This window comes from Pseudoalteromonas sp. T1lg21 (assembly GCF_002964625.1).
Taxonomy (GTDB): domain Bacteria; phylum Pseudomonadota; class Gammaproteobacteria; order Enterobacterales; family Alteromonadaceae; genus Pseudoalteromonas; species Pseudoalteromonas gelatinilytica.
In genome coordinates this window covers 438,071-451,777 of the sequence record NZ_PQBX01000056.1, presented here as the reverse complement: position 1 = coordinate 451,777, position 13,707 = coordinate 438,071, and the positions used below count along the sequence as shown (strand labels likewise).

The 13,707-nt window shown below is 42.9% G+C and carries 11 protein-coding genes and 4 tRNA genes; all 15 read left to right on the top strand.

Annotation, left to right across the window (positions count from 1 at the left end; all coding sequences use genetic code 11):
* The first annotated feature begins 124 nt into the window (after positions 1-124).
* Positions 125-201 (top strand) — tRNA-Arg (locus tag C2M25_RS12315).
* 142 nt (positions 202-343) lie between these two features.
* A tRNA-Arg gene (locus C2M25_RS12310) sits at positions 344-420 on the top strand.
* Between the two features lie 220 nt (positions 421-640).
* Positions 641-717 (top strand) — tRNA-Arg (locus tag C2M25_RS12305).
* Between the two features lie 98 nt (positions 718-815).
* Positions 816-892, top strand: a tRNA-Arg gene (locus C2M25_RS12300).
* Positions 893-1,477: 585 nt separating this feature from the next.
* Positions 1,478-2,914 (top strand): alpha/beta fold hydrolase, encoded by a 1,437-nt coding sequence (locus C2M25_RS12295; protein WP_063703402.1) that lies wholly within the window; start codon positions 1,478-1,480, stop codon positions 2,912-2,914.
* Positions 2,898-3,770 (top strand): hypothetical protein, encoded by an 873-nt coding sequence (locus tag C2M25_RS12290; protein ID WP_105181231.1) that lies wholly within the window; start codon positions 2,898-2,900, stop codon positions 3,768-3,770. The genes C2M25_RS12295 and C2M25_RS12290 overlap by 17 nt, the downstream gene beginning before the upstream one ends.
* 217 nt (positions 3,771-3,987) lie before the next feature.
* Positions 3,988-5,241: a hypothetical protein gene (locus C2M25_RS12285; protein ID WP_158679720.1), complete on the top strand. Its 1,254-nt coding sequence runs from the start codon at positions 3,988-3,990 to the stop codon at positions 5,239-5,241.
* Between the two features lie 16 nt (positions 5,242-5,257).
* Positions 5,258-6,634 (top strand): SH3 domain-containing protein, encoded by a 1,377-nt coding sequence (locus C2M25_RS12280; protein ID WP_105174804.1) that lies wholly within the window; start codon positions 5,258-5,260, stop codon positions 6,632-6,634.
* A gap of 8 nt (positions 6,635-6,642) precedes the next feature.
* Positions 6,643-7,755 (top strand): dipeptide epimerase, encoded by a 1,113-nt coding sequence (locus C2M25_RS12275; RefSeq protein ID WP_105181230.1) that lies wholly within the window; start codon positions 6,643-6,645, stop codon positions 7,753-7,755.
* Positions 7,752-8,501, top strand: a complete 750-nt coding sequence (locus C2M25_RS12270; RefSeq protein ID WP_082389162.1) for a L,D-transpeptidase family protein — start codon at positions 7,752-7,754, stop codon at positions 8,499-8,501. Before C2M25_RS12275 ends, C2M25_RS12270 begins: the two co-directional genes overlap by 4 nt.
* 80 nt (positions 8,502-8,581) lie before the next feature.
* On the top strand, positions 8,582-10,150 hold the full coding sequence (locus C2M25_RS12265) for a sodium:solute symporter (RefSeq protein WP_105181229.1): 1,569 nt from the start codon (positions 8,582-8,584) through the stop codon (positions 10,148-10,150).
* On the top strand, positions 10,151-11,062 hold the full coding sequence (locus C2M25_RS12260; protein ID WP_105181228.1) for a BadF/BadG/BcrA/BcrD ATPase family protein: 912 nt from the start codon (positions 10,151-10,153) through the stop codon (positions 11,060-11,062). It begins immediately after the preceding gene.
* A complete protein-coding gene (murQ, locus tag C2M25_RS12255; protein ID WP_054560801.1) occupies positions 11,052-11,987 on the top strand; it encodes an N-acetylmuramic acid 6-phosphate etherase in 936 nt (311 codons plus the stop codon). Before C2M25_RS12260 ends, murQ begins: the two co-directional genes overlap by 11 nt.
* Positions 11,987-13,165 (top strand): exo-beta-N-acetylmuramidase NamZ family protein, encoded by a 1,179-nt coding sequence (locus C2M25_RS12250; RefSeq protein ID WP_105181227.1) that lies wholly within the window; start codon positions 11,987-11,989, stop codon positions 13,163-13,165. The genes murQ and C2M25_RS12250 overlap by 1 nt, the downstream gene beginning before the upstream one ends.
* A gap of 235 nt (positions 13,166-13,400) precedes the next feature.
* Complete coding sequence (locus C2M25_RS12245; RefSeq protein ID WP_105181226.1) at positions 13,401-13,700, top strand: energy transducer TonB; 300 nt, start codon at positions 13,401-13,403, stop codon at positions 13,698-13,700.
* Positions 13,701-13,707: the final 7 nt, after the last annotated feature.

The window sequence follows — 13,707 nt, the reverse complement described above, 5'->3', positions numbered from 1 at the left end:
TGGCCGAGTGGCCGAAGGCGCTCCCCTGCTAAGGGAGTATAGGGTTTGTAGCTCTATCGAGGGTTCGAATCCCTCCTTCTCCACCATTTTTCCTAAAATGGCATGTCTTGAAAGTAATATGTGTGGACGCGTAGCTCAGCTGGATAGAGTACCTGGCTACGAACCAGGCGGTCGGAGGTTCGAATCCTCCCGCGTCCGCCACTTTTTACTTTAACTCTGCATCGAGTATAAGATGTTAGTAAATTTGGTCGGAGGTTCACTCTTTCAAGAGACGTCCCGCAACCGCCCTTTTTACTTTAACTCTTGCTAAGAGAATAAATTAGCAATATTCAAATGTGCGTGTGGACGCGTAGCTCAGCTGGATAGAGTACCTGGCTACGAACCAGGCGGTCGGAGGTTCGAATCCTCCCGCGTCCGCCATATTTGAAACTCACATCGAGTATAAAGATACAAATTTGGTCGGAGGTTCACTCTTTCAAGAGACGTCCCGAAACCACCATATTTGAAAACTCATATCGAGTATAAAGATACAAATTTGGTCGGAGGTTCACTCTTTCAAGAGACGTCCCGCGTACGCCATATTTGAAACTCATATCGAGTATAAAGATAAAATCATTGCAAGATTATAAAATGCAACTGCGGACGCGTAGCTCAGCTGGATAGAGTACCTGGCTACGAACCAGGCGGTCGGAGGTTCGAATCCTCCCGCGTCCGCCACTTTCTCTTAGAAAGTGACATAAGCCGACAAGCTGTCGGTTTTTTTGTGTCTTTAAGATACAGTCAATGCAAGACTTAAACATGCATCATCACACTGCGGACGCGTAGCTCAGCTGGATAGAGTACCTGGCTACGAACCAGGCGGTCGGAGGTTCGAATCCTCCCGCGTCCGCCACTTTCTCTTTGAAAGTGACATAAACCGACGAAAGTCGGTTTTTTTGTGCCTACAATTTGCGTAGGAGCGTGAAAACACGATATAAATCTGTAGCAGCGATTTTATATCGCGTTTATTATCGCAATATTCGTAGGAGCGACTTCAGTCGTGAAAAAACATACCGTTTTATTGCACTCATTATTCTTTGGAAGACTTTGAACCACGCAGCCGGAGGTTCACTGTTTCAAAATACGTCCCGCGTCCGCCACTTTTCTCTCAAGTAGATTAAAAATGACATAAACCGACGAAAGTCGGTTTTTTTGTGCCTACAATTTGCGTAGGAGCGACTTCAGTCGCGAACATCACGCTTCCACACAATTAATTAAACCCCAACTCAAAATACAAAAAATGCACCCCGTAGGCGTGAAACGTGTTTCGCGCGTATCAAGATGCTGTCGCCATAAATGATGATCTACACCTCTCACATCTTGCTATCTATTCCAGAATAAGCATTTCTCAATGTTAGGTTCATGCTCATGCATTATTTACATTTAACCGACAAAGGGTACAATCTCGCTAATACAATAATAATTAAACCAATATCCCTTGCGTCTATTTCACTTATTCTTTTTTTATTGCATTTTGCTTGGTTCGTTTGCTGCGCAAAGCGAGCCAGTTGTATTGCAATCAACACCATTAAACCAACAACAAATTCAAGCACTCAAATTTGAATCTCCTATTAAAGCAGATTGGTTGTTTAGTACTTACCAAGAGTCCGTTTTTAATTCATCAATTTTGGTCTTAGAAGCCGGTGATAAAAAGGCGCCGCCTTTGCTGCTCGTGCATGGTTTAGGCGTATTAGGTATGCAAGATTGGTTTGGGGTTATTCCTCAACTCAGTAAACATTATCATGTTATTGCGATTGATTTACCTGGTTTTGCTCACTCAGAAAGCCCCGAAGGACGTTACTCTCCTCGCAATTATGCTGTTGTACTGGCGGAAGTGGTCGATCACTATATTGCTGAACCAACCACGGTTGTGGGTCACTCGATGGGGGGCGCGGTCAGCCTGTATTTTGCTGGCAAATACCGGGAGAAACTCAATAAATTGGTGTTAGTCGACGCGGCGGGTATCTTACATAAAGTGGCATTTATAAAGCCTATCTCCAACATACCTAAGCCTAATACTAAGCTACCTAAATTTCTCTCAACTAAGTTAGCTCAGCTCAATGATTTTACAACCGGACTCATTGAAGAAGGAGCGATAGATTCATACCTGACAGAGTTATTACAGCGTAGTGATGGTGCATGGAAGCTAGTAATGGGTGAAACACCGAATATGAATGCAGCACTGAGTTTAGTTGAGGAAGACTTTAGCGAGATTGTCAGCAATCTGAAAATAGAAACACATATTATTTGGGGTGAAGAAGATGCCGTCGCTCCATTACGAACTGCAAAAGTATTGAACAGCCAGCTAATCAATAGTGATTTAGCTACTTTGCCTGATGTGGGTCATGTGCCAATGAAGCAACAGCCCAGCCAGTTCTTAGCTTTATTAAATCGAGCGTTAACTGGGGAAGTTAAAAAACCAGCCAGTGCAGAAGTTTCAGATAAACAAATCGAGACATTTCATTGTGAAGATCAGCACAGTCGCGAGTTTTCAGGCCATTACCGTCATATGATTATTGAAGACTGTAATAATGTGTTACTTAAAAATGTGGTTGCTGAATCTATCCGTATTAAAGATTCTTTAGTGAGATTAGAAAATGTAAGCTTATCAGGGGCTAAACTCGCTTTAAATGTTAAGCGCTCTGTGGTTGAACTAACCAATGTCACTATTACGGCTCAACAAGGTGTAAAACTGAATGAAAGCCGATTTGATGGTGCTGGTGTGCAAATCAATGCATCTGAGCATGCAATAAGCGTTGTCGATGACAGCAATATTATATTCTCGTTAAGTAGAATCCATAGCCCGATATATCAAGGTTTGGCACATGATGCCATAGAAGTAGAAAAAGGAATTATTGATGACCGCTTTAAATAGCATCCCTTTTGTTAAATTAGCAACGTGCTCGCTGTTTTGTGTCGCTTTACTAAGTGGTTGCAAATCAACAAAGACTGAGCAACAACAATATGCTGATCTACAAGATAGTTTTAGTTATGAAACGTACAGGGGAGTGTCGAATACCAGTGTCGATACCATTGCTTATGGTTATAACAAACTGCAAAAAGAACAGTTAGAGCAAATAGGTGCAATTGAGCCAACACTGACTCATGCCATGATGAGCTACATTTTGAGCCTTGGTGTAAGTAAAGATTTTGCAATTGCTGAAAGCGACTTAGCGCTTGCTAAAGCGACTGATATGCGGGGTAAATATTTAGCATACAGTGCTCAGTCTTTGGCTTTTTATAACAAAGGCTGGCGTAAAATGGCTAAACAAAAAGCTGACTTCATTCGCACCGATCCTTTGTTTGCGACAGTGAGCCAGAGCTATCCAAAAGAGCAGCTTATTTCTTATCTCATTATTGGCAGTGTTGCAGTACGTGATGGTGACCTAGCGACAGCACAAAACATGTTTTATGTGATTGGTGAGCAGATTGAAAAACCCTGGCTACCAAGCTTAGCAAAAGCGTTAACGGTAACCCTAAATGGCTCAACAATAGACTCATTAATCATGCTAAAAGATATCAGCACAGACCCCTCTTTAAACGGCTATGAACGTGAGAAAATAGCCGAACTGATGGATGTTGCGCAAAGTAAGTTAAGCGATAAAAAGAAGCGTCAAAAGATCACCCGTATTGCCGACGATTTCTTTCTCGACCGCATTAAGGATAAAAGCTCAACGCTATATCGAGATTTGATCACTGACTTACAAAAATACACTGAGCAAGTTCTTTAATCTCTTAAGAAGTTGAGTGTAGTTTCACACTCAACTTCACCTAAATCCTCACTGTTTCAAATCCTTTACGCATTAAAACCGAGTTAATTTGCTTCACGGTCAATTTGTGTTAAATTTAATAAAATATTCCAAAAATAATAACAAGTGGGAATTTTATTTTATGTATGCGAAAGGTGCATATCAAAACAGGCTGGCTATAAGTTGCACCCTGATACTCTTGGCAGGTTGTCAAACTAGCACAAAAACAGCCCCGTTAACCGACCAACAATACTTTGAGCAGGTGATGTTAGCGCCTGCTATTTTGCCAAACGATTTAACGAATACCGGTTGTTTATCGCTTGAGAGTGAAACTAAGCTGCAAAGCTATAAATCAGCGGCTGAGGTTAATTACCAGCAAACAGGTTGGCAAAACAGAGTGGCGGCTGATTGGCAGTATTTTTTATCCCCAGAGCAACCGGGCAAGCTACTTCTAATCGATTATCAAGTTCAAGCAGGACAACTAGCTTACCGGTATTTAAGTGACGGCAGCCATAATGAGTTGTATGAACCTTGGAGTTCATCAAAAATTCAAGCGTTTAGCGGTGCGCTGTCAAAAGTAAGGCAAACCCATCCAGAGCTTGGTGCTGCATCTTTTGCCGGTGATACAGCACTGGCTGATTTGATCAGCAGTATTAATAGTTACGAAGCATTTGGTAAAGCCGATGGTAATTCAAATGCGATAGCCAGTTATTTTGTCAATGTAGCAGGGCGTGAATATTTACGTGGGCTTTTTAATGAAGGCTGGCTAAAACTACAGGATCAGCGTTTGTTATTTAACGGCGCATATGGCTCAGAGCAGTTTATGCCATCAGACGAATACTGGCATAACCCTGTCAATAATGAGCTTGATGCAAAGATAGCTCGGTTCAAAGCAAGCAGTGATGATCCGGGCTATTTAGGGTATCGTTGTGAGAGCTGTGGTTTAACGGGCAACAAAGCAATGACCACACTTGCTCAAGCGGAATGGTTAAAACGTCTGGTTAGTCATCAGCGTGAACCAAGTACGCAAATGCCTTATTTACAAGCAAGTGATGTTGATGTGCTACTTAACGGCACAGGTCATACAGATGAACATGCTCCTGTAGGCGGTATGATGGTGGGTATCAGTCATATCGTTACAAATGCATTGGCAAATGTTATTGCGCCCAATGATAGTCGCTCAGCAAAAGAAGTGCTCGATAGCGCAACGAATGGGCAGTGGCGTGTTTGGCAAAAAATTGGCTGGGGGCCAAGTGAAACGCGCTCCACCACAGAAACGGTTATGTTGGCACATGTGTGTTTAGGCAATTATCAAGGTGGCCGTGAGTTTACGTTTAGTGTGCAGCAGTCAACTTTGGGGGCCGACGAAGCCAATTTGCCAACAGTCGGTAAGCAAATGCAGCAAAAATTGCAGCATGCTTTTACAAAATTATTAGATTCACGCGTTCAATAAGAATTAAGGTACAGCTATGCGTCGTTCAATTATCGCTTTATCAATCACTTTAGGTGTTGCTTTTAGTACACCTATGCATGCTGAGGGTTGGCAATCAGATGTAATCGGGGTCACGCAGTCACAGCTTTCGCCTAGCTACTGGCTAGCACAAGGTGCATCGGCAAAAGTGATCATGACTGAGGCGCAAATTGCAGCCTTCAACGAGAAATTAATTAAAGAAAATAAATACATAGTTGATCCTCTTTCATTTCAAAAATCACTCACTAAAGACGAGCTAACAAGCGCCATTCATTCAGCAAGTTCAATTCCAAAAAGCCCGCGCTTTTTTACCGATGGCCGACAACTCACCGCGAAAGACTTTGCTAAATATCAGGCAAATTTAAACCTTAACAAGGTCGTAGATAACAATGAGGTACGCTTTGCTGTGGTCGTTAAGCGCACCGCATTACGTACTTTTCCAACCTGGGATCGGGTTTTAAATAGCGGCCTTGATCAAGACTTAGATCGCTTTCAAGAAAGCGGGATGTTTCCGGGCGAAGCGGTTGCTGTATTACATCAAAGCGCAGATAAGAAATGGTTGTTAGTACGTGCTTACAACTATCTTGCGTGGACGCCTGCCGAAGATCTTGCCTTTGCTGATGCAGATAAAATAAAAGCTTATCGAGAACAAGATAACTTTTTGGTGGTAACCGGTGCAAAGGTCAATACTGCTTATGTGCCAAACGATGAAACCCTCTCAGAAGTGCAGCTCGATATGGGAGTACGCTTACCATTGGTTGATAATGAGCAAGTACCGTATTTGCTCAACGGCCAAAACAGCTATGCTAGCCATGTTGTACAGTTACCAACCCGCGATGAGCAAGGCAAACTGGTTATTAAACCTGCAATGATAAGTAAAACTGCCGATGTAAATTTAGGCTACCTAGACTACAACGAGCAGAATCTCATTAAACAAGGCTTTAAGTTTTTAGGCGAGCGCTATGGTTGGGGCCATGATTACAATGGTCGCGACTGTACTGGCTTTGTTGGTGAAATTTATAAGAGCTTTGGCCTACTAATGCCGCGTAATTCAGGCCAGCAAGGCAGTAGTGAATACGGGCAAAATAATCGCTTTGATAAAAATACTGCGGCAGATGATAAGTTGCCGACGGTTAAAAATATGGCGATTGGCGATCTAATTTATATTCCGGGTCATGTAATGATGTACTTAGGGGAGCATCACGGTGAGCCTTATGTTATTCATGACGTTAAAGGCTTAGGTTATAACAAAGGCGATGGTAGTTTTTATAATAGTGCCTTGAATGGGGTGTCGGTCACGCCATTATTGCCACTTAGATTATCTCAAGAAACCAGCTACTTAGATCGTGTTTATAACATTAAGCGTATTCGCTAGAGGCCATTATGAAAATTAAAGCTGTTCGCTTTGCAAAGCTCAAAGTGCCATTAGTTACCCCATTTAAAACAGCACTGAGAGAAGTGAGTTTTATTGAGGATTTAGTGGTTTTAATCGACACCGAATGTGGCCAAGTTGGCTATGGCTCTGCGGCCTCAACACCGGTTATTACAGGCGATACCCATCAAGGAATGATAGCGGTCATTCAGCAGTTTATTGCCCCTAAATTAGTGGGGCAAGAAATCGAAAACATTAATCAGCTTACCCACATTATTCAATCAACGGTGGTTGGTAACAGTAGTGCAAAAGCGGCGTTAGAGTTGGCGGTTTACGACTTGTGGGGCAAGCTCTATCAAGCGCCTTTATATAAGTTACTTGGTGGTGGTAAGTCAGAGTTAAAAACCGATATCACCATTAGCGTCGATAACATAGATAAAATGCTTAGTGACTGTCAGCGAGCGGTTGAGCAAGGCTTTGATGTATTAAAAATAAAAATCGGCAATAACCTTATTCAAGATATTGAACGTGTAAAAGCAATCCATGCAGGCTTTGCCGCTAAAACGCAGCTGCGTTTAGATGTAAACCAAGGCTGGAATGCCAAACAAACTGTGTTTGCACTACAGCAACTAGAGAAAGCAGGCGTGGTATTAGAGTTGGTTGAGCAGCCAGTAAAAAGCAGTGATATTCAAGGTCTCAAATATATTACTGAGCGAGTGAATGCCCCGATTATGGCCGATGAAAGCGCCTTTTCACCGAAGCAAGTGATCCAACTTTTAGAGCTTGGCGCAGTTGATATTATCAATATTAAATTAATGAAAACGGGCGGTTTAAGCCGAGCAATTGAGATTGCTAATATCACAGCCCAATACCAAGCAGAGTGTATGATAGGTTGTATGCTAGAGGGCAGTATTGCCGTTGCAGGGGCTGCACATTTAGCCTCTGCCAAAGCGCAGCAAATCAGTAAAATCGATTTAGATGGCCCAGCCCTTGGTCAATATGACCCTGTGCAAGGGGGCGTTGAATTTAGCGGCCCACAAATACGCTTATCGGATGCCCCAGGTCTTGGCATTGAATCAATAACGGGGCTTGAACTAATTACAAACGGAGTATGGCCAGCATGAAAAAACTAGTCAGTCTTATTGCAGTTATGAGTTTATCGGCTTGTGCCAGCAAAGAGTTACCTAAACCTGTTATTGATAACAGTCATCAACAGCTCGTGGTGGTGGTGGCCAATGATAGTGATGCCATTGATGCCACTCTTTATCGCTTTGAAAAGACCGCTGGCAGCTGGCAACAACAAGGTCAGCAACACGCGGTGGTACTAGGTCGTACTGGCCTTGCGTGGGGAGTGGGGCTGCATCCTGCACAACCTGGTCAGCAAAAACAAGAAGGCGATGGTAAAGCACCTGCAGGTATTTTTGAACTTGGTACTGCTTTTGGTTATTTAGATTCATTGCAAACGAACCTCAGTTATCAAGCAATGACAGCCAATGATTATTGTATCGATGTGAAAGGCTCACCGTTTTACAACCAATTGGTTGATAAAGCACAAGTTGGTGAAGACGCCGTAAAAGACTCTTCAGAATGGATGCGTCGTGATATATACAGCCAAGATAACCTTTATAAAAAAGGCATTGTTGTTAAGCATAACCCAAGCAATATCAATGGTGCGGGCAGTTGTATCTTTATGCATTTATGGCGTGCGCCAAGTAAGCCTACAGCAGGTTGTACAGCAATGACAGAAAGCAATATGGATGCGCTACTTGCTTGGTTAGATGAGCGTAAAAAACCGTTATTAGTCAGCTTAACCAAAGCGCAATATCAACAAAAGCAAAGTCAGTGGCAATTACCTAACTTAGCTAAATAAAAATAATAAAATAAAAGTATTTTAATTTTGTCATAATGGTGGAATAATATATTCCATTGAGGTTTGGGTTAGGATAATAAATGAGTGCAAATTACGCTTTTCTCGATTGGCTAGTATTCGCAAGTTACGGTGCAATTTTATTGCTAAGTGGCTGGTGGTTTAATCGCAAACGCGCTAACTCAAGCCAAGATTTTTTTCTAGGCGGAAATAGTATGCCAACTTGGATGGTGGCTATTTCTGTTTTAGCGACTTCGCAATCAGCGGCAACGTTTATTGGCGGGCCAGATCAAGGCTATCAAGGTGATTTTTCATATATTGCGACTAATATCGGTGCGTTTATCGCGGCATTTGTGGTGTCGGCGTTTTTAATTCCAAAGTTCTACCAGCAAAAAGTGTTCACTGTGTATGAACTGCTTGAAAAACGTATCGGGCCAAAGGCCAAGCGCCGTAGTGGCATGATGTATTTATTTGGCCGTGTGTTTGCCAGCGGTGCTCGTTTATACATGGCCGCTATTGCTGTGGCGATGATTCTATATGGCAATATCGATGCCGATAGTGTGGTTATCGCGACTTTAGTGCTGGCGCTGGCGGGTCTGCTTTATACCTTTTTAGGGGGAATTCGCAGCGTTATTTATTCTGATGTACTGCAAAGTATTGTTTATGTCAGTGCGGCTATTGCGGTTATTTGGTGCTTGCTGAATGTTATTCCGGCTGATTTTTCAACCATTATTGCAACGCTGAATGAGCCAAGTCCTGGTGCAGATTCAAAACTTGCGCTGTTTAAATTTGATTTAGACTTTGGCCCATCAGGGGTATTTAACATGGCCTCTGTGTTAACGGGGTTTGTGCTATTAAACATCGCCGCATTTGGTTTAGACCAAGATATGACGCAGCGTTTATTAACCTGTAAAAGTCCAAAAGAAGGCAGTAAAGCGTTATTACTATCGGTGGTGATGGTGATCCCCGTTATGGCTATTTTTATCTTTATTGGTTTGCTGCTTTATATTGTTTATCAGCAACCTGCACTAATGAATAACGAAGCTGGGCAAACGGTCGTACAAGAATTTAATGGCGAAAAAATCACTATCTTTATGTACTACGTATTAAACGAAGTACCAGCCGGGGTTAAAGGTTTAGTCAGCGTGGGTATTATTGCTGCGGCTATTTCTACTTTGAACTCTGGGCTTAGTTCGATGTCTTCAGTCATCGTACAGGATATCTATCGCCCGTATTTAGAAAAACATAACAAGCAAGTAAGCGATCATCACTTTGTGAAAGCAGGTCGTGTAGGGATGGCACTGGTGAGCCTTGCCTTAGCGCTGATGGCTATTCTTTGTTATTTCTGGCAGCAATACAGTGATATGCCATTATTAAAATTTGCGCTAAGTGTAATGGTGTTCTCGTACAGCGGTTTGTTAGGTGTGTATTTTACGACCTTGTTCACCAAACGAGGCAGTGAAGGCTCAGTGTTAGCAGCGCTAATAGCGGGCTTTATGGTGACCTTACTAATGCAGCCGTACATGATTGACTGGCTACTAGCTGAGTCAATGCGTTTTTACTTAGGCTTTACTTGGCAGCTGTGCATTGGCACTTTGCTTGCGACACTGGTGTGTTGCCTAGGTAAAGCGGCACACGAGAAGAGTGCATAAATGGCCATACGCTATGTATTAGCCATCGATGGTGGCGGCACCAAAGTGTTAGCTGAGCTAAAAGATCAGGCAAGTGGCGCTACTTTCCGTGCCCAAGCGGGTTCGGCATCAATTTCAAATGATCTTGATTTAGCGTTAGAAAACATTGTTAAAGTGACCCGCGATGTATGCCAGCAAAGTAGTGCAAAGCCAAGCGAAATTGTCACCGTTATGGGTGTAGCCGGGGGCTCATCGCAGAGTCTTGCTGAGCAATTAACAGTGATGCTCAAGCTGATTTACGAAATAGAATTTGCCAGTTTGCAAATTACCAGTGATGCAATTACGTCATTATATGGTGCTAATCTTGGTGATCCATGTGTGGTTATTGCTCTTGGCACAGGTGCTGTCGGGGCACGATTAAACGCACAAAAGCAAACTAAGTTGGTGAGCGGCTGGGGTTTTACCGTTGATGATTTTGGCGGTGGTGCACGTATCGGCCTGATGGCTGTGCAGCAATTATTAAACGATATAGATATTTACGATTTACCAAAAAGCCGATTAACTATTCGTTTGAGTGAGCAGCTAGGATGCACTCGTCAAACAATTAGTAGTTGGCTTAAACAAGCAAAACCCGCGGATTATGCAGCATTTAGCCCGTTGGTGTTTAGCTTACAAAACGACTGTGAGGCGGCAAAAGAGGTATTAACGGAGCACACCCAATCGGTGGTTCGGTTAATAAATAAAAGCCGAGGTAACTCGCCGTTACCGGTGATTTTAATTGGTGGTTTGGCGAAAGTCAGCCAACCGTTATTGCCACTTGCCTTACAAAACGAATTATCTCCTTGTAAGGGAGATTCATTAACTGGTGCCGCCATTTTAGCGGCAAAGCATTACCATGACATTATTGAAAAAGGACAACCCAATGAGCCCTGAGCACGTCTTTAAGCAACAACGTGAGTTACTCGAAGAGTTAAACGGTATTGTCTCTGAAGGACAAAACCCAGACACTTTGGATATCGATCTGCTCAGCTCCACTGAGATCCTCACTAAAATCAATAATGAAGATCACAAAGTAGCGGGTGCCGTGAAACTTGTGATCCCACAAATTAGTGAAGCTGTCGATCATGTCGTTGAAGCATTTCAACAAGGTGGCAGGTTAATTTACATTGGTGCTGGCACCAGTGGTCGTTTGGGTATTTTGGATGCGGTTGAATGTGCGCCTACCTATAGCGTAAGCGATCAGCAAGTACTCGGTATTATTGCTGGTGGTGACACCGCGGTTAAAAAAGCCGTAGAAGGCGCTGAAGATAGCACCACGTTTGCTATTGAAGACTTAAAAAATGCCAATTTAACCAGTAAAGATGTAGTCGTTGGCATTGCCGCCAGCGGTCGAACTCCTTATGTTTGCTCGGCAATTGAATACGCTAAATCACTTGGCTGTGTCACTGTGGGCGTCACTTGCAATCCTGATTCAGCGGTGATGCGTTTACCACAAATCGGCATTTGCCCCGTGGTGGGTGCAGAAGCTGTAACTGGCTCTACACGTATGAAATCGGGCACGGCACAGAAGCTGGTGTTGAATATGCTAAGTACAGCCAGCATGATCCGCACAGGCAAGGTGTATAAAAATCTGATGGTTGATGTGAATGCCAGTAACGAAAAGCTGCACGCTCGTGCTATTCGTATTGTGATGCAAGCAACAGAGTGTTCTCAGCAGCAAGCTGTGGATGCATTAAAGCAAGCCGAGCAAAGTGCAAAACTGGCCATTTTAATCGTGTTAACCGGAAAACCAGCTCCTGAAGCAAAACAGTTATTGTCAAAAGCGGGTGGCTTTTTACGTAAGGCGGTTGAAGAATAATGCGTTTTTTAGCTGTTTTAGTTCTTAGTTGTTTTGCGCTTTTGGGTTGCCAAGAAACACCTGCACAAGCACCTAAAAATGCACAGCCTTTACAGGTGGGCGCAGCCAATTTTCAAACTTATGTACCTGCATTAACAGGGAAACGTGTTGGCTTGGTCGTTAATCAAACATCAGTTGTGAATGGTCAACATTTGGTTGATGCCTTACTTGATAAAGGCGTTGTCGTTAGCAAAATATTTGCCCCAGAGCATGGCTTTCGCGGCGACCATGACGCCGGTGCTCACGTTAAAAGCACAGTAGATGCTAAAACCGGCATTGATGTTGTGTCGATATATGGCAGTAATAAAAAACCAAGCCCTGAGATGCTTGCGGATTTAGATGTTATTATTTTTGATATTCAAGATGTCGGTGTGCGTTTTTACACTTATATCAGCTCAATGCACTACGTAATGGAAGCTGCCGCTGAAAATGGTAAACAGGTTGTGGTACTCGATAGACCAAACCCAAATATAGCCTATGTGGATGGACCTATTCTTGATCCGCAATTTCGCTCATTTGTTGGCATGCACGAAATTCCTGTTTTACACGGTATGACTGTGGCTGAACTTGCTCAAATGATCAAAGGTGAAGGCTGGATAAATGACGCTGATAAGCTTGAACTAAGTGTCGTGCCTGTTGCGAATTATGACCGTACTATGGCTTATGAGCTACCAATAAAGCCAAGCCCTAACTTACCGAATGCTCAATCAATTGCGCTATATCCATCTTTGTGTTTCTTTGAAGCAACGCCTGTAACTATTGGCCGTGGTACTGATTTTCCGTTTCAAGTTGTTGGCTACTCGCCAGTTAAACTCGGCGAATTTAGCTTTACGCCAAGGGCGATCAAAGGCGCTTCAATGCACCCTAAATTCAAAGGGGTCGAAGTATTTGGTCAAGACTTACGAGATGCTGATATTCATGGCCTAGATTTAAGCTTGTTTATTTCGGCTTATCAAAAGCTAAGTGCGAATGATCAAACGTTTTTTGAACGCGCTGATTTTATGGATAAACTTGCAGGGACTGATAAATTGCGTTTAGCCATTGAAGCAGGCCAAACAGAGCAACAAATAAAGCAAAGCTGGCAAGCCGATTTAAGTGCTTATAAACGCAAGCGCTCCCCATATTTGCTGTATCAATAATACCTAACTAGCTAACTAGATAACTAACAACGAGGCGCTTGCCTCGTTTTTTTATGCCTATAAAAAGCTATGTTATATTCATGAACTTGATTTGTAAGGATATACCATGAAAGTTCATTTAATTGCCGCATTTGCATTACTTGCTGGCTGCTCATAACTCCCAAACAGTACAACAAGTAACTCAACCGATGTACTTGACCTTCGAGATGATAAAAACGCAGCAGAGCAGCTGTGGATGCTTAAACACGCAACAAAGCCCAGTTATCCTAAAGCAGCAGAAATTGCCAAACAGACGGGCTGTGCGCGCTTTTTAATTACCATAAATAAACAAGGTAATACCACCGATATCCGTTTTGTAGAGAGCTTCCCAGAAGGGCTATTTGTCGATGTGTCGCGAGAGTCGCTTAAAAATTGGCAGTGGCAGGCAAGTTCAAGTAACAGTGAGTCGCGAGCGATAACCCGAACGGTGCAGCTCGACTACTTTATGAAAGAGGCTGTTAATATGGATGCAGCAAAAGCATTTTGTACAATTTAAGCTTTTA